The sequence below is a fragment of the Caulobacter sp. SRI_008 genome, from assembly GCF_057586355.1.
Map to the genome: position 1 here is coordinate 190,130 of NZ_JBYCZS010000005.1, position 21,874 is coordinate 212,003.

General features: G+C 67.6%; 19 protein-coding genes and 2 pseudogenes. 5 read left to right on the forward strand and 16 right to left on the reverse strand.

Annotation, left to right across the window (positions count from 1 at the left end):
- The 6 genes from AC2YHT_RS06835 to yajC all read right to left on the reverse strand — a co-directional run bounded on the left by AC2YHT_RS06835 (window position 1) and on the right by yajC (window position 4,893).
- Window positions 1–732 (reverse strand): squalene/phytoene synthase family protein, encoded by a 732-nt coding sequence (locus tag AC2YHT_RS06835; RefSeq protein ID WP_487288814.1) that lies wholly within the window; start codon window positions 730–732, stop codon window positions 1–3.
- 79 nt (window positions 733–811) lie between these two features.
- A complete protein-coding gene (locus AC2YHT_RS06840; RefSeq protein ID WP_487288815.1) occupies window positions 812–1,426 on the reverse strand; it encodes a urate hydroxylase PuuD in 615 nt (204 codons plus the stop codon).
- 164 nt (window positions 1,427–1,590) lie between these two features.
- Window positions 1,591–1,962: an Mth938-like domain-containing protein gene (locus AC2YHT_RS06845; RefSeq protein WP_487288817.1), complete on the reverse strand. Its 372-nt coding sequence runs from the start codon at window positions 1,960–1,962 to the stop codon at window positions 1,591–1,593.
- A complete protein-coding gene (gene secF, locus AC2YHT_RS06850; protein ID WP_487288818.1) occupies window positions 1,959–2,915 on the reverse strand; it encodes a protein translocase subunit SecF in 957 nt (318 codons plus the stop codon). Before secF ends, AC2YHT_RS06845 begins: the two co-directional genes overlap by 4 nt.
- A gap of 12 nt (window positions 2,916–2,927) precedes the next feature.
- A complete protein-coding gene (gene secD, locus AC2YHT_RS06855; RefSeq protein WP_487288819.1) occupies window positions 2,928–4,523 on the reverse strand; it encodes a protein translocase subunit SecD in 1,596 nt (531 codons plus the stop codon).
- Between the two features lie 61 nt (window positions 4,524–4,584).
- Complete coding sequence (gene yajC, locus AC2YHT_RS06860; protein ID WP_487288820.1) at window positions 4,585–4,893, reverse strand: preprotein translocase subunit YajC; 309 nt, start codon at window positions 4,891–4,893, stop codon at window positions 4,585–4,587.
- A 173-nt stretch (window positions 4,894–5,066) separates the two neighbouring features.
- On the opposite strand from yajC, the gene AC2YHT_RS06865 reads away from it, so the two are divergent.
- Both AC2YHT_RS06865 and AC2YHT_RS06870 read left to right on the forward strand, forming a co-directional pair.
- The gene (locus AC2YHT_RS06865) at window positions 5,067–5,906 is read left to right on the forward strand and encodes an ATP-binding protein (protein ID WP_487288822.1); all 840 of its coding nucleotides are present in this window, start codon (window positions 5,067–5,069) and stop codon (window positions 5,904–5,906) included.
- Window positions 5,907–5,930: 24 nt separating this feature from the next.
- Window positions 5,931–6,170: a hypothetical protein gene (locus AC2YHT_RS06870; protein ID WP_487288824.1), complete on the forward strand. Its 240-nt coding sequence runs from the start codon at window positions 5,931–5,933 to the stop codon at window positions 6,168–6,170.
- Window positions 6,171–6,223: 53 nt separating this feature from the next.
- On the opposite strand, the pseudogene AC2YHT_RS06875 reads toward AC2YHT_RS06870, so the two are convergent.
- From AC2YHT_RS06875 to AC2YHT_RS06890, 4 genes and pseudogenes are all read right to left on the reverse strand, one after another.
- Window positions 6,224–6,331, reverse strand: a pseudogene (locus AC2YHT_RS06875) (hypothetical protein); the annotation flags it as partial.
- 15 nt (window positions 6,332–6,346) lie between these two features.
- On the reverse strand, window positions 6,347–6,583 hold the full coding sequence (locus AC2YHT_RS06880; RefSeq protein ID WP_487288825.1) for a hypothetical protein: 237 nt from the start codon (window positions 6,581–6,583) through the stop codon (window positions 6,347–6,349).
- A gap of 67 nt (window positions 6,584–6,650) precedes the next feature.
- Window positions 6,651–7,547, reverse strand: a complete 897-nt coding sequence (locus AC2YHT_RS06885; RefSeq protein WP_487288826.1) for a DMT family transporter — start codon at window positions 7,545–7,547, stop codon at window positions 6,651–6,653.
- A gap of 13 nt (window positions 7,548–7,560) precedes the next feature.
- The gene (locus AC2YHT_RS06890) at window positions 7,561–8,847 is read right to left on the reverse strand and encodes an adenosylmethionine--8-amino-7-oxononanoate transaminase (protein ID WP_487288827.1); all 1,287 of its coding nucleotides are present in this window, start codon (window positions 8,845–8,847) and stop codon (window positions 7,561–7,563) included.
- Window positions 8,848–8,933: 86 nt separating this feature from the next.
- Between AC2YHT_RS06890 and bioF the strand changes: the two genes are divergently transcribed.
- Genes bioF through AC2YHT_RS06905 form a run of 3 tightly spaced genes read left to right on the forward strand, consistent with a single transcriptional unit; the run spans window position 8,934 to window position 11,645 of the window.
- Window positions 8,934–10,088 carry an 8-amino-7-oxononanoate synthase gene (gene bioF / locus AC2YHT_RS06895; RefSeq protein WP_487288828.1) on the forward strand — a complete coding sequence of 385 codons (1,155 nt, stop codon included), beginning with the start codon at window positions 8,934–8,936 and terminating at the stop codon, window positions 10,086–10,088.
- On the forward strand, window positions 10,085–10,747 hold the full coding sequence (gene bioD, locus AC2YHT_RS06900) for a dethiobiotin synthase (protein WP_487288830.1): 663 nt from the start codon (window positions 10,085–10,087) through the stop codon (window positions 10,745–10,747). Before bioF ends, bioD begins: the two co-directional genes overlap by 4 nt.
- A 4-nt stretch (window positions 10,748–10,751) precedes the next feature.
- The gene (locus AC2YHT_RS06905) at window positions 10,752–11,645 is read left to right on the forward strand and encodes a Gfo/Idh/MocA family protein (RefSeq protein WP_487288831.1); all 894 of its coding nucleotides are present in this window, start codon (window positions 10,752–10,754) and stop codon (window positions 11,643–11,645) included.
- Window positions 11,646–11,669: 24 nt separating this feature from the next.
- Here the strand turns inward: AC2YHT_RS06905 and AC2YHT_RS06910 are convergent, their stop codons facing one another.
- The 6 genes and pseudogenes from AC2YHT_RS06910 to AC2YHT_RS06935 form a co-directional block, all read right to left on the reverse strand.
- Window positions 11,670–12,116, reverse strand: a complete 447-nt coding sequence (locus AC2YHT_RS06910; RefSeq protein WP_487288833.1) for a toxin-activating lysine-acyltransferase — start codon at window positions 12,114–12,116, stop codon at window positions 11,670–11,672.
- Between the two features lie 78 nt (window positions 12,117–12,194).
- The gene (locus tag AC2YHT_RS06915) at window positions 12,195–18,143 is read right to left on the reverse strand and encodes a hypothetical protein (protein ID WP_487288834.1); all 5,949 of its coding nucleotides are present in this window, start codon (window positions 18,141–18,143) and stop codon (window positions 12,195–12,197) included.
- A gap of 1,015 nt (window positions 18,144–19,158) precedes the next feature.
- Window positions 19,159–20,103, reverse strand: coding sequence for a hypothetical protein (locus tag AC2YHT_RS06920; RefSeq protein ID WP_487288835.1), 945 nt, complete (start codon window positions 20,101–20,103; stop codon window positions 19,159–19,161).
- Between the two features lie 322 nt (window positions 20,104–20,425).
- Window positions 20,426–20,962, reverse strand: coding sequence for a single-stranded DNA-binding protein (gene ssb / locus AC2YHT_RS06925; RefSeq protein ID WP_487288836.1), 537 nt, complete (start codon window positions 20,960–20,962; stop codon window positions 20,426–20,428).
- Window positions 20,963–21,122: 160 nt separating this feature from the next.
- Entirely contained in the window at window positions 21,123–21,512 is a 390-nt protein-coding gene (locus AC2YHT_RS06930) for a hypothetical protein (RefSeq protein ID WP_110121796.1), read from the reverse strand.
- A gap of 109 nt (window positions 21,513–21,621) precedes the next feature.
- Window positions 21,622–21,874, reverse strand: a pseudogene (locus AC2YHT_RS06935) (hypothetical protein); the annotation flags it as partial.

Consider the following 21,874-nt stretch of genomic DNA (forward strand, 5'->3'; position numbering starts at 1 on the left):
TCAGATCCGGCCCGTCGCGACCGACCAGGTCAGGCGGGCCTTTTTTTCGAGTTCGCCCAGGTCGCGTCCCCTCGCCTGCTCGCCCGCCAGGGCGACGACGGCCACGGCCGGGAAGGCCGCGATCGGCAAGGCCTTGAGCTCGGCGCGAGCCACAGCCTTCTGACCGGCCACAAGGGCCTGCACGTCGGCGGCGGTCCACTTGAACGGCAAGCGCGAGCGGCCGGCCAGCTTCAGCCGCCACAGGCCCGCCAGGCCGTAGGCGCGGGCCGCGGCGCGCACGGACGCCGGATCGGCGGCGGGGTCGAGGCGCTGGGCGACAAGACCCGCCAGAGCGCCGGCGGTGGCGTCGAGATAGGCCAGCACGGCGGCCTCGTCGGCGAAGGGCGTTTCTTCCAGGTCGGCCAGGCGCGCCTCCGCCATCCGCGCCAGGGCCAGCGGATCCACGCCCGAGGCGGCCAGGGCCTCGACGGCGGGGTGCTTGCGCGGCGGCTGGCCGGCGGCCAGTTCTTCCATCGCCTCGCGCCACCAGGTCAGGCGGATCTCGCCCATCAGGGCGTTGGTGACGCCCCCGGCCACCCGCGCCAGTTCGTAGTTGAAGGCCAGCAGGGCCACGACATCGGCCCGCGCCGCCAGGTCGGCGACGAAGCGGCTGGCCAGCCAGCGATCCGGGTCCATGCGGCGGACCAGGTCGTCGAGGCCGGAATCGTAGGGGTTGTCGGGGGCGGCGGACATGGCGCGGCTTATGCCCCCGTATGCCCCAAAGAAAAAGGCCCGCCGGATGGGCGGGCCTTGATCCGAACCATTCGGCCGATCAGCCGAACAGCGTCTGGTACATCGTCATCGTCACCAGCATCGGGATGCTGAGCAGGGTGTTGATGCGCGAGAACAGCATGGCCAGCTTGGCTGCCTTGGCCTTGGTCTCGTCATCGACCGGCACGAGGCCCAGGGCCCGCTTCTGGTTCGGCCAGATCACGCCCCATACGTTCACGAACATGATCGTCGCCAGCCACATGCCCATGCCGATGAAGGTGAAGCCCATGTCGACGCCGCGCTGGTAGCCGTGCCAGGCGCCCAGGGTCATGGCCTCCATCAGGTAGCCGCGGCTGAAGGCCACGATCATGCCCATCAGCCAGGTGGCCAGAGCCGCCCAGCGGAACCAGAACAGGGCCTCGGGGGCGATGTACTTGGTCACCGCCGGCTTCAGCTCGGCCGGGATGCTCGGCATCACCCGGATCTGCACGAAGTTGAAGTAGTAGAGCAGCCCGATCCACAGGATGCCGAACAGCACGTGCAGCCAGCGGAACACGGCCTGCCAGTAGGCGCCGTGGAAGCCGCTGGGGCTATGCCCGAAGCCGAACACCATGATCAGGGCCAGCACGAAGCTGACGATGATGGTGCTGCGGAAATTGGTGAGGATCCCGGACAATTCAGCCCCCTGAAGCCGTTGCGTGGCGGCCAGGATAGGGACTGCGGGAGAGTCGGGGAAGCGACCCCCTCAGTCGCTCCGCGACAGCTCCCCCAAAGGGGGAGCATCTGCGGCGTAGATCCTCCCCCTCTGGGGGAGGTGGCCCGGAGGGCCGGAGGGGGTCTTCACACCGCGATCAGCGCCGCGGCGAGCCGGCGGCCTTCGCTGGCCAGGACGTTGTAGGTGCGGGCGGCGGCCTCGGTGCTCATGAACTCGAGACCCAGGCCCGCGGCCTTCAGAGCGTCGCGCACGGGGCGCGGCGGCAGAGCGTTGGCTAGGCCCACGCCCAGCAGCACGAACTCCACCGCCCCGCCCGCGGCGTAGACCGGGGCGAAGGCTTCGGGCGTGAGGTCGGCCAGCGACGTTGCGCCCCAGTCCACCGGCTGATCGTCGATGATCAGCAGCGAACCGGGACGCCAGACGCCGGAGACCCGGAAGCCGCCGCCGCCCCAGGAGTCGATCGACGGGGGCTGGCGCGGAGTGAGCGCCTGGCTCACGGCCGGCTGGCCGCGCCGAGCTTGATCGGCTTGGCTTCCTCGTCGCCTCGCTTCAGGCCCCAGACCAGGATGATCGGCAGGGCGATGTAGATCGACGAATAGGTGCCGATGATGATGCCGAACACCATGGTGAAGACCAGCGGGAACAGCACCGGGCCGCCGAAGATCATCGTGCCGCCCAGCGCCAGCAGCGCGGTCGAGCCGGTGATGATCGTCCGCGACAGACGCTCGTTCTCCGACAGGTCGATGATCTCGCGCAGCGGCGTCGACTTGTACTTGCGCAGGTTTTCCTTGAGGCGGTCGAAGGTGATGACCTTTTCGTTCATCGAATAGCCGATGACCGTCAGCAGGGCCGCGACCGAGGTCATTGAGAACTCGATCTGCATCACCGACAGCACGCCCAGGGTCAGGATGATGTCGTGGAACACGGCCACGACGGCGCCGACGCCGAACTGCCACTGGAAGCGGAACCAGATGTAGCCGAGCATCAGCAGCAGGGCGATGCCCAGCGCCTTGAAGCCGCCCATCAGCAGCTCGCCCGAGACCTTGGCGCCGATGACGGTCGGCGCCGGCATGGTCATGCCGGGGAACTTGGCGATGATCTCGCCCTTGATGCGGTTGGCCTCGACCTGGGCGTTGCCGCCCTCGGTCGGCAGGAAACGGACCATCGCCGAGTTCGGCGCGCCGAAGCCTTGGACCTGCACGTCGTGCGCGCCGGTGCCTTTGGCCACTGCGCGCAGCTTGTCGAGGTCGATGGGCGCGGTCGCGGGCGTACGGGCCTCAAGGGCGACGCCGCCCTTGAAGTCGATGCCCAGGTTCAGGCCCTGGGTGAAGAACGACACGCCCGAGCCGAGGATCAGGACGAGCGAGATAACCGCGGCGACGGGCGCCCAGCGCACGAAGCGGTAGTGGGTCGAGCGCGGGATCAGGCGGATGAGGGGCCAAGCAGCCATGAGCTTTGATCCTTACGCGATCGGCAGCTTCTTCGGCTTGGCGGCCTTGAACCACCAACCGATGAGCACTTGAGTGATGATGATGGCGGTGAACAGCGAGGTGAACACGCCGATGGCCAGGGTCCAGGCGAAGCCCTTCACCGGACCCGAGCCGAAGCTGAACATGATGCCGGCCGAGATCAGGCTGGTGATGTTGGCGTCGAGGATCGACACCAGCGCCAGCCGGTAGCCGGTGTCGGCCGCCGACATCGGCGATCGTCCCGCGGCCGCCTCGTCGCGCATACGCTCGTAGATCAGCACGTTGGCGTCGACGGCGACGGCGAGGGTCAGGATCAGGCCGGCGATGCCCGGGAAGGTCAGGGTCGCCTGGGTGAACGACATGATGCCGACGATCAGCAGCACGTTGGCCACCAGGGCCATGGCCGCGAACACGCCGAACAGGCCGTAGGCCAGGATGATGAAGACGAACATCGCCGCGGCGCCGATGGCCAGCGAGATGGCGCCGGCCTTGACCGCGTCCGCGCCCAGTTCGGCGCCGACGGTGCGTTGCTCTTCGATGTTCAGCTGGGCCGGCAGCGCGCCGGAGCGCAGCAGCAGCGACAGTTCCGCGGCGCTTTCGACCGTGAAGTTGCCGGTGATCTGGCCCGAGCCGCCCAGGATCGCGCCCTGGATGGTCGGCGCGGAGATCACCTTGTTGTCGAGGACGATGGCGAAGCGCTTGCCGATATTGCGAGCGGTGGCGTCGCCGAACTTGCGCGCGCCAGGGCCCTTGAAGCGGAACGAGACCACCGGGCGGCCGCTCTGGCCGTCGAAGGCCTGGTCGGCGCTTTCGAGGTCGTCGCCCGAAACCAGGGCGCGCTTCTTCAGGGCGTAGGCCGGCGCGTAGCCATCGGCGCTGGGCACCATGACGACGCCGGGCGGCATGCGGCCCGACTGCATTTCTTCCGGCGTGACCGTTTCGTCGACCATCTGGAAGGTCAGCTTGGCGGTCTTGCCGATCACGGCCTTCAGGCGTTCGGGATCGCTTTCACCGGCGGCCTGGATGACGATGCGATCGGTCCCTTGGCGGGTGATCGTCGGTTCCTTGGTGCCCAGGCTGTCGATCCGGCGACGGATGGTCTCGATCGACTGCTCGACGGCCTTGGCGGCGTCGGCGCGGGCGGCCTCGGGCGCGAAGGTCAGTTCGATACGCTGGTCGGACTTGGTCGAGACGACCACGTCCTTGGTCAGCGCGCCCGGCAGCGGGCTGCCGAGCTTGTTCAGCTCGGTCACGGCGGCGGCGACCTTCGAGCCGTCGTCGATCCGCACCGAGATGACGCCGCCCGTTTCACCCAGGCCGTTGAAGCTGATTCCCGCCGTGCGCAGGGTGGTGCGCGTGTCTTCGACCAGGTTGCCCAGGCGCTCCTTGCGCAGGGCGGCGGTGTCGACCTCGTACAGGAGGTACGACCCGCCCTGGAGGTCGAGGCCGAGGTTCAGCTTCTGCTTGGGAACCCATCCCGGCAGGGCGTCTAGCGTCTTCTGCGGCAGCAGGTTCGGCAGGGTGAAGACGATGCCGAAGATCACCGACAAGGTGACGATGGCGATCTTCCAGCGGGATAGGCTCAGCATGGACTACGGGGCTCTCGACGACGCCGGGGCGCCAGGGCGGGCTAGTTGGACCTGATCTTACTCAGTTCTTCGGATCGTTGGCCGGAGCGGGATCGCCCTTGGCCGTGACTTCGGTGATCATGCCCTTGCGCACCTTGACGGTGACGCCCTGGGCGATCTCGACGCCGACTTCCTTTTCCTCGACACGGACAACCTTGCCGAGCACGCCGCTCGACAGCACGACGTTGTCGCCGCGCTTCAGGTTGTTGATGGTAGCCTGATGTTCCTTCTGACGCTTCTGCTGCGGGCGCAGGATCATGAAGTAGAAAAACACGATCAGGATCACAGGCAGGCCAAAAGCCTGGATCAACGCGTTCGGATCGCTCGGCATAACGTCTCCAAGAATTTCAAGCGGCAGGGGACGTCTGAAATGGGGCCCCCGCCAAGTCGGCGGAAGCTATGCGTTCACCCTCCCTTTTGCAATGAGGGCGCTTTTGCAATACCGGCCCTTTTGCAATGCCAACCCTTTTGCAATGAGAGCGCGAGGGGGTAAGGAGCGTGGCCATGACCGAAGCCGCCCTGCCCCTGCTCGCCCGTATCGCCGACGCCCTGGAGCGCCTGGCCCCGCCAGCCACCGTCGCCCCGGACTTCAGCGGCGCGCGTCTCTTCCGCCATGAGCCGGTATCGGGCGCCTTCCTGCCCGCGCCCGACTACGCGATGGATATCGAGCTTTTGGTGGGGATCGAGCGCCAGAAGGACCGCTTCATCCAGAACCTGCGCCGCTTCGCCACCGGCTTGCCGTGCAATCACGTGCTGCTGTGGGGCGTGCGCGGCACGGGCAAGAGCTCGCTGACCAAGTCGGCCTTCATGGCCCTGACGGCCGAATATCCGGACCTGAAGCTGGTCGAGGTCGATCGCGACGAGGTCGCCGCCCTGCCCCCGCTGTTCGACGCCCTGCGCGTGCGGAGCGAGCGCTTCGTGGTGCTGTGCGACGACCTGTCGTTCGAGGACGGCGCGGCGGCGGCCAAGGCCCTGAAGTCGGCGCTGGAAGGCGGCGTGGCCGGCCCGCCGGAGAACGTGCTGTTCGTCTCGACCTCCAACCGTCGCCACCTGATGCCGCGCGACCACGCCGAGAGCCAGGGCGCCATCGCCTCGGCCGAGAACGCCGAGGAGGAGATGAGCGTCTCCGACCGCTTCGGCCTGTGGATCGGCTTCCCGCCCATGGACCAGCCGACCTACCTGGCGGCGATCAACACCTACGCCGAGCGCTTCGGCCTCAAGGTCGAGAACCTGGAGCGCCGGGCCCTGCAATGGTCGCAGTTGCGTGGCGCGCGTTCGGGCCGGGTGGCCTGGCAGTTCGTGCGCGACCTGGCCGGCGAACTGGGCGTACATTTGCCCGCATAAGAAAACATCGGGGGAGGCGCGGCAATGGCCAAGCCGTGGTTCAGGGTCAAGCGGTTCGGCTACGGCGCGGGGTTGCCCTGCGCCTGGCAGGGCTGGGTCGTTCTGGCCGTACACCTGGCCTTGCTGATCGCCGCTTCCGCCCTCCTGGCGGGCCGCCCTCTTCCGCTATCGATCGTGGTGATCACGTCGACCCTGGGCGTGGTCTGGATCGCCTGGAAGACCAGCGACGCGCCCTGGCGCTGGAGGGATGGCGGAGAGGACTGAGGCAACCGCTCTCCCCGCCCCCTCACATCGTCATCCCGGAAAGCCCGAAGGGCTTATCCGGGACCCAGGGGACTGGGCGCAGCGATCAGGTTCGCACTCGTTAGCCGGCGTACTGCGGCCGCCCCTGGGTCCCGGCTCTCCGCTTCGCTCCGGCCGGGATGACGAGGAGTTTGGCCTCAGTTCTTTTTGGCGTCCTTGACGGCGCCTTCCAGGTCGCCCGAGCGCACGCCGCCGACCACCTTGTCCTTCTTGCCTTCCTTCTTGAGTTCCTTGTCGCCGGTGATCGTGCCGACGGCGGACTCGACCTTGCCGGTGGTCTTCTGGGTCTTGCCGGCGTCCTTGTCGCAGGCGGAAAGGCCCAGCAGGGCGACGGCGGCGACAGCGGCGAGGGAAAACGGACGGGTCAGGTTCATGCGGTGAAGCTCCATGTGTGGAAGCTCAACGCGCCTTGTCGCGCTTTGGTTCGCCCTGCCTAGAGCCTCAGGCCGGTTCGACGACCGGCGGAGTCTTCTTCTCCGTCAGGGCCACCAGGGCCACGCCCAGCATGGTCGCCCCGCCGCCGATGACCAGCTGCGGCGACAGGTCGTCGCCCATGAACAGCACCCCGATCGTGCACGAGACCAGCGGCGTCAGCAGGAAATAGGGCGTCACCCGCCCGGCCTCGCGCCGCTGCACCAGCCAAAACAGCAGGGCGCTGGCCCCGATGGTCGAGACCACGCCGGCGAACACCACGCAGGCCCAGGCGATCGGCGGCGCGGCCGTAACGCGGGGGATCACGTCCGGCTCGAAGGCGAAGGACAGGGCGATCAGCGCCGGCGCGGCGACCAGGGCCGTCATGCCCTGCACCTTCAGCGGCTTCACGCCCGGGGTCTTGCGCACCAGCACCGTGGCCACCGCCCAGATCGCGGCGGCGATGACCCCCAGCACGATGGCCGGCAGGTCGGCCGCGCCATGGGGATCGAGACTCATCCACGCCACGCCGGCGAAGGCGACGGCCAGCCCGGCGACAGCCGGCATGCGCATGGTCTCGCCCAGCATGCGCCAGGCGAACAGGGCCGTGAACGGGATCCACAGCTGGGTGGCCACCACCAGCGGGCTCAGCGACTTGGCCATGCCGAACGCCAGATAGATGATCCCGAAGTGGATCGGGCCCGACAGCAGCACGATCGCCAGAAGCCGCTTCCAGTCGGGAAACGGCGGCCGCACGAACGGGAACAGGAAGGCCAGGGCCAGCGCGAAACGCAGGCCGCCCACCATCATCGGCGGCAGGGCGGCGGTCGCCACCTTGGCCGCGGCGTTGTTCAGCCCCCAGGTCATGATGATCGCCAGGATCGCGAGACGCTCGAGCGTCGTCAGGGGGCCGGTGGAGGCGGACATGGGGCCGCTTGGATCAGACCCCGCCGGTTCCTTCAACCCCGCCAGCGATTACGACGTCGCGAATGGCCGACAGCAGGATTTCCAGGTCTGTGTCCGGGGTGGTGAAGGCCGGCGTCAGATAGACCACCTTGCCCATCGGCCGGATCCAGGCGCCCTTCTCCGCGAAGGCCTGGCACAGCGCACCGACGGCCACCGGCGAGGCGAACTCGACCACGCCGATCGCGCCCAGCACCCGCACGTCGACGACGCCCGGCGCGCCGCGGCACGACTCCAGCCCGGCCTTCAGCGCGGCCGAGATCCGCGCCACGTCGGCCTTCCAGGTCCCCGCTTCGAACAGGTCGAGAGAGGCGTTGGCGGCGGCGCAGGCCAGCGCATTGCCCATATAGGTCGGCCCATGCATCAGAGCCGCGCCGGCGTCGTTGGACCAGAAAGCCTCGAACACCTTGCGCGAGGCCACAGCCGCCGACAGCGGCAGGGTTCCCCCCGTGAGGGCCTTCGAAAGCGTGACGATGTCGGGCTCGATCCCGGCCGCCTGCATGGCGAAGAGCGTCCCCGTGCGGCCAAAGCCGGTGAAGATCTCGTCGAAGATCAGCAGCACGCCGTGCTTGTCGGCCAGGCGGCGCAGGCGGCGCAGCACTTCGGGGTCGTGGAACAGCATGCCGCCGGCGCCCTGCACCAGGGGCTCGGTCAGCATGGCGGCGATCTCCCCGCCCCGCTCGGCGAGCAGGGCGTCGAGCGCGGCTTCGGACGCGTCGTTCAGGGGCAGGTCGGCGATCACCTGGCTCGGCATCACGCCCGAGAACAGGCTGTGCATCCCCTCCTCCGGGTCGCAGACCGTCATCGTCGCCAGGGTGTCGCCGTGATAGCCGCCGCGGAACGACAGGAAGCGCGTGCGCCCGCGCTCGCCGCGATTGATGTGGAACTGCAGCGCCATCTTCATGGCGATCTCGACCGAGACCGAGCCGGACTCGGCGAAGAACACGTGGTCCAGCTCGCCCGGCAGGATCGCCGCCAGCCGCGCGGCGAGGCGATAAGCCGGCTCATGGCCCAGGCCGCCGAACATCACGTGCGGCATGGCCTTCAGCTGCTCGCGCACGGCGGCGGCGATGTGGGGATGGTTGTAGCCATGCACGGCCGTCCACCAGCTGGCGATGCCGTCCACGAGTTCGCGCCCGTCGGCCAGAACCAGCCGCGAGCCATGCGTGCGCACCACCGGAAGCGGCGCCGGGGCCGTCTTCATCTGGCAGTAGGGCCGCCAGACATGCTTGGCGCCTTCGGTGAGCCAGTCGGGGGTGCTCATGACGATCCTTCGTTGCGCCGGCGGGGTGGCTTGCCTAGAGCGTCCCGGCCCACCCACGCAAACGGGAATCTGGGCGAGGAATTGGAATGCACAGTCTGGACGCCTTCGCGAGCGGCAAGCTCGCGGCCCTGGAGGCCATGAGCCTGCGCCGCCGGCTGAAGCCCACCCGCCGCCTGCCCGGCGCGATCGTCGAGCGCGACGGCAAGCGGCTGCTGTCCTTCTCCTGCAACGACTATCTGGGCCTGTCGCAGCACCCCGCCGTGATCGCCGCCGCCCAGGCCGCCGTAGCGGACTACGGCGCGGGCTCCGGCGCTTCGCGCCTGGTCACCGGCGACAGCCCTCTGATCTCGGAACTGGAGGCGCGCCTGGCCCGCCTTAAAGGAACCGAGGCCTGCGTGGTGTTCGGCTCCGGCTACCTGGCCAACACCGGCGTGATTCCGACCTTCGCCGGCAAGCAGGACGTCGTCTTCGTCGACGAGCTGGCCCACGCCTGCATCTGGGCCGGGGCGCAGCTTTCCGGCGCCAAGGTGGTCAGCTTCCCGCACAACGACAGCGACGCCCTGGCCGAATTGCTGGCGGAGCACCGCTCGACCTTCCGCCACGCCATCGTCGCCACCGACGGGGTGTTCTCGATGGACGGCGACGTCGCGCCGCTGGACTGGCTGTCGGCGGTCTGCGAGGCCAACGACGCCTGGCTGCTGGTCGACGACGCCCACGGCGTCGGCGTGCTGGGCGAGGGCAAGGGCACGGCCGCCCTGTTCCCCGACGCGGTGATCCCGCTGCAGATGGGCACCCTGTCCAAGGCCCTGGGCTCCTACGGCGGTTATCTGTGCGCCTCGCAGAGCGTGGTCGACTTCCTGAAGACCCGGGCCCGCACCGTCGTCTACACCACCGGCCTGCCGCCGGCCTGCGCCGCCGCCGCCATCGCCGCGCTGGACCTGATCGAGGCCGATCCCGTCTTCGCCGCCGAGCCGCTGCGCAAGGCGCGGCTGTTCACGCAGGTCGCCGGCCTGCCGCGCGCCGAGAGCCCGATCGTGCCGGTGGTGATCGGCGAGGCCGATGCGGCCCTGGCCGCCTCCACCGCCCTGGAGGCCGAGGGCTTCCTGGTCGTGGCCATTCGCCCGCCGACGGTGCCCGCCGGTACCGCCCGCCTACGCCTGGCCTTCAGCGGCGACCATCCGGACGACGAGGTCCTGCGGCTGGCCGCCCTCGTCCGCCCCTATGTGGACGCGAAAGCATGACCGCCCTGTTCGTCGCCGGCACGGGCACCGACATCGGCAAGACCCACGTCGCCTGCGCCCTGATCCGGTCGCTGAAGGCGCGCGGTATCGCGGTGGACGCCTTCAAGCCGGTCGTCAGCGGCTTCGATCCCGAGGATCCCTCCGCCAGCGATCCCGCACGCCTCGCCCAAGCCCTGGGCGACCCTGCCGCCCTGCCCCGGATCTCGCCGCGCCGCTATCTCGCCCCGCTGGCCCCGAACCTAGCCGCCCGGCTGGAGGGCGACACGCTTGCGCTCGAAGACCTCGCCGCCGACTGCCGCACGGCCCTGGCCGGCGACCACGAGCTGATGCTGGTCGAAGGCGCAGGCGGCGTCATGTCGCCCCTGACCGACGAAGCGACCAATCTCGATCTGATCGCCGCGCTCGACCTGCCGGTGCTGCTGATCGCCGGCTCGTATCTCGGTACCATCAGCCACGTGCTGACCGCCCTGGTGGCCCTGCGGGCCCGGGGCGTGACCATCGCCGCCATCGTCATGAGCGAGAGCCTCGACGCGCCGGACCTCGTCCAGACCGCCGACGCCCTGCGCGCCTTCGAGCGCGAGACGCCGATCTTCCTTGCGCCGCGCGACGAACATTGGGACGCAAGCCAACTGGCGGAGCACTTGGGCAAGGGGCTTTAGGACCATGCGCGTGGCGATGATCGGCCTGGGCGACATCGCCCGCAAAGCCTACCTCCCGGTGCTGGGGATCCGCCCCGACGTGCATCTGGCCTTCGTCACCCGCAACACCGCCACGCTCGACGACCTGGGCGCGGCCTGGCGCGTCGACCGACTGCACACCGATCTCGACGAGGCCCTGGCCCAGGGGCTCGACGCCGCATTCGTCCACGCCGCGACCGAGGCCCATCCGGAGATCGTCCGCCGCCTGATCGAGGCCGGCGTGCCGACCCTGGTCGACAAGCCGATCGCCGACACCTTGGCGGAAACCGAAGCTCTGGTGGACCTGGCCGAGACGCGCGGCGTGTCGCTGGCCGTCGGCTTCAACCGCCGCTTCGCCCCCTCATACGTCGCCGCCGCCGGCCTGAAGGCGCCGCTGGTGCTGATGCAGAAGAACCGCCGCACCTATCCCGACGGCCTGCGCCGGGCGGTGTTCGACGACTTCATCCACGCCATCGACACCATCCGCTTCCTGGCCCCGACGGCGAACGAGGCGCGGATCAGCGGCAGCGCGATCGACGGCAAGATGCGGCACGCCAGCCTTCACCTCAAACGACCGGGCGTAGACGCCTTCGCGATCATGAACCGCGACAGCGGCGCCGACGAGGAGGTGCTGGAGGTCTCGGGGCACGGCGCCAAGCTGCGGGTCGCCGAACTGTCCGACGTCATCGACTACGCCGGCGGCGAGCGTCTGACCCGGCGCGGCAACTGGACCTCTGTCGGCCGCCAACGCGGCTTCGAGGGCCTTGTCGAGGCCTTCCTGTCGGCCGTGCGCGAAGGCCGCCGGCTGTCGCCCCTCGACGCCCTGGAGACCCATCGCCTGTGCGAGCAGGTCGTCACGGCCCTGACGCCGACCGCCTAGGCCGGCGCCGAAACCGCCCCCGCCTCAGGCTTGGGCTTGCGGGGGATAGGAGACGACAACGCGCTGGCCGTCGGGGTCGACGGTGTGGAACTTGAAGGTCTTGCCGGGGAAGACGTTGGCGGCGAGGTCGGCGAGGATCTCGTCCTGGCCGCCGAACGGAGCGACCAGCTCGATCAGCCAGGGACGATCGCCGGCCTGCCATTCGTCGGCCCGCAGCTTCTTGGCGCCGGCCACCAGGCGCTCTTCGGTCTCCTCGGAGACGAAGGCCCAGAAGGCCACCGCGGCGGGGCTGTTGGGACCATTCCAGATGCGGAACTGCTCGAGCAGCACGGCCGGCATGGCGAACCATTCCAGATCGCCGATGAACAGCTGCTTGTGCACCGGCGACTGGGTCAAGAGCCAGGTGATCTCGCCCAGAACCTGGGACACCGTCTTCTGGGGAGCGGTCGCGGAAGCAGCGCCGTCGGCCATGATCGAAACTCCGTTGGGTCGGCCGGCTCTCCATCGTGGAGAGCCGGCGCTTGTACTCAGGGTGGTAGCAGTTAGGTCCTAGGCCGTCAGCAGCGGCTGGGTCGCCTTGAGGCCGGCCGAGGCCGCCAGCGGCGTTTCGCGCGAAGCCCCGTCGCGGCTCCAGACCGCCGCCCCGCCGCCGGCCTGGCCGCCGAAGCCGGCCATGGCTTGGCGCAGCAGCGCCTGGTTCTGGACCAGCGACGCATCCAGCGCGCCGGAGGCGGCCAGACCCGAGCCTTGGCCGGGCCCTGCGTCCATCGCCGCCAGCCGCGCGGCCAGCGAGCCGCCGCCCAGCAGGTCCGAACCAGCCTCCTGACGCCACCAGGCGCTGGCGGACTGGTTGGCCCCGCCATAGGCCGAGCCGGCGTCCAGCGGCTCGCCGCCGGCCAGCGACAGGCCCAGGCCCTGCGAGCCGAAGCTCACGCCCAGGCCCGAAGCGTCGGCGGCCGAAGCCCCCTGCCCGCCGGCCTGGCCCAGACCCGTGACGCTTACCGACCGGGCCGCCTGGGCGTAGCCCTGGTCGACCACGTCCTGACGGGCCTTGGCCGCGGCGTTGAGGTCGTTGGCCAGGGCCTGCTGCGTGGAGATCAGCCGCACCTTGCCCTCCGGCTGCTGGCCGGTGAGCCAGCTGGCCTTTTCCGAGGCGCTCATCTTCGTCCACCGCGCCGCGATGGTCGCATCGACGCGGTCGTGGTCGCTGAAGTCCAGCTGGGCGGCGGCCTTGACCTCGCCGTAGCTGGCGCCGAGTTGGTCGAGCAGCGCCTTCTTGACCTTGATCCGGGCGGCCTGGGCGGCCGTCTTGGCGTCATTGGTCAGCTGGCCAAGCTCGCCGTCCTCGTCGGCCGCGCCCCACTCGGCCTGGTAGGCGCCGCCGTCGAGGCCGTTCGAGCCCAGCACCCGCCGCGCCAGGGCCACGTCATAGCCCTCGCCCGTGCGGCCGTCGGCCCAGATGAAGCTGATCGTGTTCTGCACGAAGCTTTCGGTGGTCTGGTCGCGGGTCTGGCCGGTGGCCAGGCCGCCCAGGTTGATGGCCGCGATCCCGGCCTGTTCCAGCGTGCGCAGCTCCTTGGCCGTCGAGCGGCCGTTCTGGTTGGCGTCGACGAACAGCAAGATCTTGGAGAAGTCCTTGTCGTTCTTGTCGAGCAGCCCGTCGCCGTTGCTGTCCCAGGTGCGCAGGCCTTCCAGGTCGCTGGTCGCGCCCGGCTTGTCCTGCACGAACGACAGTTCCGACAGCTGGTTGATCGCCCCGTCGCCGTTGCGGTCGACCGCCAGGAAGCCGTCGGTCGGCCCCACCCAGCCGATCTGCGAGACGCCGCCGCCGGCCGTCCTGACCACCACGCTGGAGCTTTCCACCGTCGACAGGTCCAGCCCGTCGCCGTCCAGGTCCAGGGCGATCGGATAGGCGTAGTCGTAGTTGTAGGTGATGCTCTGGGTCCAGGCGATGTCGAGCTTGCGCAGGTCGATCGAGGTCCCGCCGGCCAGCACGTACTCGACCGTGTTGAAGCTCTCGTAGAGGACGGTGTTGGAGTAGCCGTCCATGGTCACGTACTTGACCCCGCCGCCGACGATCTGCACCCGGTCGGCGACCTGGCTGGCCGTCAGCGCCGTGTTGGAGAGGTTGCGCGCGCCGATGTAGAGGTCGTTGCCGACCACCTGGTAGATCACGTCCTCAGCCGCCACCGAGGCCCCCAGGGCCAGGGTGTCCTCGCCGCCGGTGTCCCAGATGATGTCCAGCCCTTCGCCGCGGTCGTAGCCGAACTGGTCATCGCCGTTGGAGGTGTGGATCTGGTCGTTGCCCAGCCCCCCGATCACGACGTTGCCGTTGCTCTCCACCTGGCCGCTCTGGGCGCCCCAGACGATGTCGTCGCCGTTCATCGCCATGATCAGGTCGGAATTGGTCTTGCTGCCAACCAGGGTGGTGGAGTTGTCGTCGCTGGCCACGCCGAAATTGACCGAGCCGATGTCGAGCTGCGAGGCGCCGCCCATGTCGATCGACTTGATCTTGTTGTTGCCCGCCGTCGGATAGAAGTTGGCCCCGATCCGCACCTGGGCGTCGCCCCGGATGCCCAGGTCCAGCCAGCCGCTCGCCCCGCCCGCTGTGCCGCCCCACAGGTCCGAGAACTTCACGTCTTCGCCGAACGAGACCACGTTCCAGCCGGCGCTGTCCTCGACGATGGTGTCCGAGCCGTGCCCGCGATTGAGAACATAGGTGTCGGCGCCGGCCCCGCCGTAGAGATAGTCGTTGCCGGCCCCGCCGATGAAGGTCTCGTCGGCCGCCCCGCCGCCGATGGTGTCGGCATAGTCCGTGCCCACCACGCCCTCGACGCCGGTCAGCGTGTGGTTCGATACCACGCCGTCGGTCCCGCGCACCTGGGCGTAGCCGCTGCCCAGGTTGATGTTCAGGGCCGCGACCGTCGTCGTCGTGGTCTCATAGTGGCCGCCCGTCGACACCCAGTACTGCGAGTAGTCGTAGTAGTCGTACTCCCAGTAGCCGTCCTCGACCCAGGTCTGGTAGGTCGAGGTTCCGCTGGCGAAGCCCTCCGAATAATCGACGAAGTCCTTGCCCTCGCCGCCGACATAAGTGTCCTCGCCGTTGGTGGCGAGGAACCAGTCGTCGCCGGCCAGGCCCTCCAGGCGGTTGTGGAAGAAGTTGCCCTTCAAGAGGTCGTCGCCCGCCGAGCCGCGCAGGTTTTCGATTTCCTGGAAGGTGTCGCCCTCGGCGTCGCCGCCGAACGCCTGTCCGTTCGAAAGATCGACATAGACGGCTTCCAGCGAACCTTGATAGCTGGCGGTGTCGTAGTAGCCGCCCCCGACCAGCAGGTCGGCGCCCGCGCCGCCTTCGAGGATGTCGTCGCCTTCGCGGCCATAGAGCTGGTCGTTGCCCCCGCCGCCCTTGAGCACGTTGTTGCCCGCGGTGCCGTACAGCCGGTCGCCGTACTCCGAGCCCGTAGCGTTCTCGATGCTCAGCAGGCCTTCGCTGGTCACCCAGGCGCCGGTGACGGCGTTGGTGACGATCGCCGCTCGGCTGATCGGATTGCCGGCAACGACATCGGGATGGCCGTTCCATTCCGGCGGCCTGTAATCCAGATCGAACGCCACGCCGAAGGAGAGCTGCTCGGCGCTGATCGTGTCCTTGCCGTTGGGATCGCTGTTGGGGTCCATCGTGCCCCCCCAGAACCAGTTGAAGGTGGCGTCCTCGGCGATCAGGAAGGTGTCGTCGCCGTCCTCGCCCAACAGGCATTCGGAGCCCTGGCCGTCGGCAAGAACGTCGTTGCCCGCGCCGCCGAACGCCCCGTCCGCGCCATCGCCCGCGGCGAGGTAGTCGTCGCCGTCGCCGCCCCAGAGGTTGTCGTTGCCCGCGCCGCCGATCAGCGTGTCGTTACCGGCTCCGCCTTCCAACGCGTCATTGCCGGCTTGGCCGTCCAGCCAGTCCCAGCCATCGCGGCCGTAGAGATAGTCGCCGCCCTGGCCGCCGATGAAGATGTCGTCGCCGCCAGAGACCGTCGTCCAGTAGGACGTGTCGACCCACTCATAGTCCCAGCCGTTGTAATAGTTGTAGCCGTCCGAGACGTATTCGTCGTGATTGTCGTCGATCACCACGCCGCCGATGGCCATCTGCTGATCGATGAGGTCATTGCCCGACGTGGCGGGCCCCGGCGTGCGGTTGACGTAGCCGATCTGGCTCAGGTCATCGATGCGGACGGCCTGCCCCTGCGTCGTCCAGTCGGCGGCGGCGCTGCTGACGGGACGCGAGGTCGGCTGAGTAAAGAAGGCATAAGGATCGGACTCGCCCGTCGTCACCATGCGCAGGTTGATCCGGCGATAGACCGTCCCGGGCGGCGCCGTGGCCGTGCCGCTGATAAGGTTGAAGTTGGCCAGGTTGCCCTGGTAGGCGCCGCCCTCCAGACCCTGGCCATTCATGTAGGCCGCGCCGATGTATTGCCGGTTGGCGTCGTAGAACTCGATCAGCAACTGCGTCGTCGAACGGTGCTCGGCGGCCATCACCGAGGCCTCGTAGACCGTACCGGCCGTCGAGATCATCCAATCGGACCGATTGTCGACCAGGCCGCCGGCCGAGGTCGCGCCGCCGACGTGCGTCCAGAATACGTCGTTGCCGTTGCCTGACCAGTCCACGCTCAGATTGACGCTACGCACATAGTTGGGCACGCCCCAGACGGCGATGTCCCAGCCAGCCAGGCTCTGCTGGAAGCGGCTGTTGACGATGTCGTTGTCGCTCGGCGCGTCGATGGCCTGCGGCAGGACCGAGAACAGCCCGTCGGACGTCTCGCCGCGCGCCTGGATCTCGATGGCGCTGCCTTGATTAACGACGCGAATGTCCTCGTAGGCCACGCCGTGGCCTTTCAGGTCGAAGCTGTCGAGGAAGCCGCGCAGCCCGCCGTAGAAGTCGGAGGTGGCGAACTTGTCGAGACTCAGTTCGCCGACGCGCTGGAGCGTCGCCTGCCAGGAAGCGGAGAAGGATGTCGGCGTAGCCTTGGTGATGATGGAGTCGATCACCGCCTTGTTGGCGTTGTAGGCGTTCTGGTCGGCGGCCGAGAGCGGCTTGTCGCCCATCGCGAACACGGCGTTCACCAGCGCGGTGTTCTGCTCGTAGAAGGACCGTTCGGCGCTGCTGAGGCTGTCCCAGCCCTTTTTCAGTTCCGCATCGATCAAGCCTCGATACTGGCGATAGACGCGATAGTCGTTGCCCGACTGGATCTCCCCCAGAAGCGTCATGAGGTCGGTCGCCGTGGAGCGGGTGATCGCCCGCTTGGCCAGGATGTCGCCCCCAACGATCTTGGTGTTCTTGATGGCGCTGAGCGAACCGAACTCGACGGCCTGGTCCGCCGAAGCGAAGTTCGTCTGAGCTCCGTTGATCTTGACCCAGATCTGGTTGCCCGTGTGACCGTAGATCTGGGTGGTGCCGACGCCGTTCAGATTGCTGACATAGCCCGTCGTGTTGGCGTACGAGATCATGCTGATCACGCCGTTCAGCGTGTCGCGCGCCGTGGTGGCCATCGTGGTGACGAGATCGCGGTTGCCATTGTTGGTCACCGTGACCGCGCCGAGTTCATAGCGGGCATAGGGGATCTGCAGCACGGTCTCGGCGTTCGCGCTCGGAACCTTCGGCTTCTTCTTGCCGAACAGATTGCCGATCAGCGCGCCAAGCACGAAGCCGATCAGCGCGCCCACACCGGGCGCGATCACATTGGCGGCCATCCAGCTGCTGCCGAAGAGCGAGGCGCCCAGCGTGGTTCCCGCCGCCGTCGCCGAGGCGCCGATCGTGACGCCGATGGACGAAAGCGCCCAACTGCCGATGGCGCTGCCGAGAGACGAAAGGATGCCCGCCGCCTGCGTCCGCGGCTGTACGATCATCGAACCGAGCTTCGCGCCCAGGAAGCTGGCCACGGCGGTGGCGGCGAAAGCCCCGGCGCCGCCCACGATCTCGCCGCCGGTAACCTTCGGGGTGTTCCAGAAGGTTTCGCCGTTGAACCCGGCGAAAGCGGAATCGAAGCCGCCGGCGGCGATATTGCCAACGACGGTGTTGACCACCGAACCGGCCATGGTTCCGAACACGTCGCCGATCGCGCCGTGAAGCTTGAGGGCCTGGCGCAGTTCGCTGGTGATCGTGGAGCTGATGAAGCCGACCCCTGCGTTGGTCAGGGCCGTGCCCAGCCCCTTGGCGGTGAAGGTTTCCTGAACCCCGACCTTGACGGCCGAGATGACGCCCGCGCTGGCGTTCAGGGCGAGTTGCCGGCCCACTTGCAGACCGATCTGACCGAACACCGCACCCGACACGCCCGACAGGATCTCGTTGCCGCCGCCCAGCAGGGAACCGATCTGCGAGCCGATTGTCTGCCCCAGCACGCCCCAACGCGCGGCGCGGTCCAAGGCCTGAGCGCGGGTGAGGACCTCCAGGCCATTATCGCCTTCCACCACGATGGATTCGACAGAGTCCGATCCCTCGGTGCGGGTCAGCGCCTCGGCCACGGCCTGCCCCGGAGCCGGGCATACGTTGCTGCCGGCGGTTAGAAGAGCAGTCGCGGTATTCAGATCGCGCGCAGCCTTGTTAGTCAGCTTGATCTCGGACGCCAGGACACCGTCACGATGGTTTTTATTGTTTTTCTGGATGACGCCATGCGCCTCCAAAGTCTCGATATCAGCCTTTGAAAATACGGCCTTCGTGGTCGCGTACTTAACCTCAAGCAAATAATATTGCCTAGAAACTTCTCCGGCAAAATTGTCCTTTAATCGCTGCACCAACTCCGGCACTTCAGATGATAAGACACCAATTCCACCAGGATTATTCGCTATCGCATTCGCCGCTTTTGAATATACAGGATCAGATGCCCACCAATTATTGGAATAATACGACGACGACAACGCCGCCAAAGATCCAAAATTAGATATTGGATTCGCATTCGAGAAACTTCCCGCGTAAAACGCATGGCCATTCTGACTAGATATATGAAATATCTCATGAATTATGATCGCCTTCAGGGTCAGCTCATCGTAGGGATTTCCCGCGGCGTCATATGATTGAACGACAATAATGGGATTATTCGGATCTGCGGTCGTGACACCGCCGTGCCCGGTACCCTTCAGCCTTTTATCCGAGAAAACGATCGTAAGATTACCATTCGCCCCGAGACCGCTCAGCGTATTCCGCAAGCCCGCCAAGTCCGCGGCGTTGTTCGTGCCGGCGCTGTCATTGATGAAGTTGATCGTATCGAGCGCGAACTGATACCGATCCAGGGTCACCCGGCTGACCCCGTCGTACATCGAACCGCTGAGCGCTGACGCCCCCGCGCCTGGAGCCAGGACCGACAGCGAATAGGACCCCGCCGCGACCTGCCCCTTGAAGCCGGTCAGATTGACATTCGGCCCGAGCGACCGGCCATAGGCCAGCGCTCGCCTGAAGTACACGGGCAGATCGCAGGACGCGATCGCGTAGCTCGGCAGCATAGATTTAGTGACAGCCATGACCCCACCTCATGCCAGATCGTCAATGTTGGTCGGCGCCGGACCCCACGGGTCCTGACCGCGCCGCGATGCAGTCGAGCCGCGCCTCGAAAGTCAGATCTCGAGAGCGGGCGCAGTTTTTCGGAGCGACCGCTCCGCTTCGGGAACCAGCGAGCCGGCGCATGCGGTCGGGAGCGGAGTGATAGAGAGACGAGAGCATCCGGGAATCGGCGAACACCGGCACGAAGCCGCTGGGCCTGCGCTCCCCCTCGCCCGTCTGGCTGGCGATCCATCGATCGAGATAGGCCGACCGGCCTCGCTCACCGCTCAAATGGACCAGCGCCCTCAGATCTAGCGCGGCCGCATACAGCTGAAGATCGGGCTCGCTCGAAATTCCGCAGCCAACGACGCGATCGTCCGCGCGTCGACACCGGAGAACTTCTCTGGCGATCGGCTTCAGGACCGGATCAAGCACATCGCCAAGCCCAGCCCGGGCCCGATCATCTCCAGGCGACAGAGCCTCCAGGAGAGCAACGTAGTAGACATAGCGGGCGTTCGCCTCCGACAGGCGCCGACAGGACGGTTCCGACGGCCGGTCCCGACAGCCATCCTCGGCTCGCCGCAGCGTCGCCAGAGCACGCCCCGCCGCCTTGATCACCCCCTCGTCGAGAGGGACCTGAACACCCTTGAGTTCGAGCCAGACGCGCTTGGCGATGTCCGGAACGCTCCCGCGATAGGACGCGCACGCTCGCTTCGACGAACCGGGACGCGCGCACCCCACGACCTCGTCCAGACCGATATCCAGCCCAGACGCGGCGGAGGACGGCGCGGGGCCGCTCACGCTCCGAGGCGTGGCATAGGTGTAGTCGAGCGCATAGATCTGGCGATCGAGATCCGAGGGCGACAAGGGCTCTCCGCCACCCGGTTCCGCCCAGGCCTGCCCGGCCAGCGCGAGGCCGGCGACCGCCAGGCCGATCAGGGCCAACATGCCCGGGCGGTCACGGCGCGCTCCGAGATGCAAACGCCTCGACGCCCCCGCGGAACGCAGAAATAGGCGCCTGACGCCCTCGCTCCGACAAACGCTCACAAACGAACGAGCCACGTAACGCCCCGCCAAACGATACAAGCGAGAGCTTAAGCGACATCACCTAATGGTTGCAATTGAGAAATACTGTCTCAATCGTCGAATTTTCCGAATTTAACGGAAATTACGTGCGACGGCCGGGCGCGCACCCACCCTTCCAAAACGAAAAAACGGCCGGCTCCTCGCGGAGCCGGCCGTCTTCAGATCCAGGCGCTCAGGCGAGCCCTTAGAACGGGATTTCGTCGTCCAGGTCGGCCGAGAAGCTCTCGCGCGGGCCGCTGGGCTGGCTGCGCGGAGCGCCGCCGCCGAAGTTGCCGCCGCCTTGGCCGCCGCCGTAGCCGCCACCGCCGCCGCCCTGGCCATAGCCGTCGTCATAGCCGCCCGACGGAGCGCCGGCGCCGGCGCCGTCGCCACGGCCGCCCAGCATGGTCAGTTCGCCGCGGAACTTCTGCAGCACGATCTCGGTGGAGTACTTTTCCTGGCCCTGCTGGTCGGTCCACTTGCGGGTCTGGATCGCGCCCTCGATGTAGACGGTCGAGCCCTTGCGCAGGTAGCTCTCGGCCACCTTCACCAGGTTGTCGTTGAAGATCACGACGCGGTGCCACTCGGTCTTTTCCTTGCGCTCGCCGCTGGAGCGGTCGCGCCAGGTCTCGGACGTGGCGATGCGCAGGTTGGCGACGCGGTCGCCCGAATTGAGGGTGCGGATCTCGGGGTCGGCCCCGAGGTTGCCGACCAGGATGACCTTGTTGACGCTGCCAGCCATTTGGCGAATGCCCTATTCTCGCCCGGCGACCCTATGCGCCGGAATCTCAAGCGGAGACGTTAACGACTCAGCAAGGCGGAAATCAAGAATTGTTCACCAAACGTTCCTGTGAACAGAGAGCGGTTATCCACCGCCCTCTCCTCGCCTCCCGGAAACGGTCCTAGCGCGCCGGCAAGGCGCCGGGCACGGCCAGACGGCCGTCGCCCGTGCGCACCAGCGACATGAACCGGGCGCCTTCGTAGCTGTCGCCCAGATAGATGCCCTCGCGTTCCACGAAGATGAACTTGCCCTGGTAGGAGCCGGTCAGCTGCTCCTTGCGGAGGCCCATGCGCAGGAAGCGGATGCGCATCCCTTCCAGCGTGGCCGCGCAGGTCTCCATGTTGGGCACGTTGCGTTCGACCGAGTTGAACTGCAGCGTGCCGTCCTTCTTCTCGATGACGTGGTTGCAGACGCCCTGGTCGAAGGGCGCGCGGGTGGCCTTGACGCAGCCCGACAGGCCGCTCGCGGCGACGCCGAGGGCCAGGACGGCGGCGATGGGGGAAACGCGCATCAGAGAACTCCTTCGGCCCAAGAGCCTTTCCCGGCGGGAAAGGCTCTCATTCAAATATCCATAGCGCGGCCCGGGCGGGTTGACCGCCCAAACTTGACTCCGCCGCGCTCTAGCCGACGCTGGGAATGGCGCAGTTGGCGGCCTGCTCCACCACCAGGTGGAACGAACGGTTGTCGGACGAGGCCTCGACGCGGCCCGGCAGCAGGCGCAGCGTCTCGTCGCCCCAGCGGCCGTAGGTGGCGCCGCCCGGACGCTCGCACTTGCCGGCGAAGAGCTGCTGGATGCAGGCGTTCTGGGTGATCTCGCCCGGCAGCTTGTTCCACTGGCCGCCGAGATAGCGCTGGCAGACGGCCAGGGGCGCG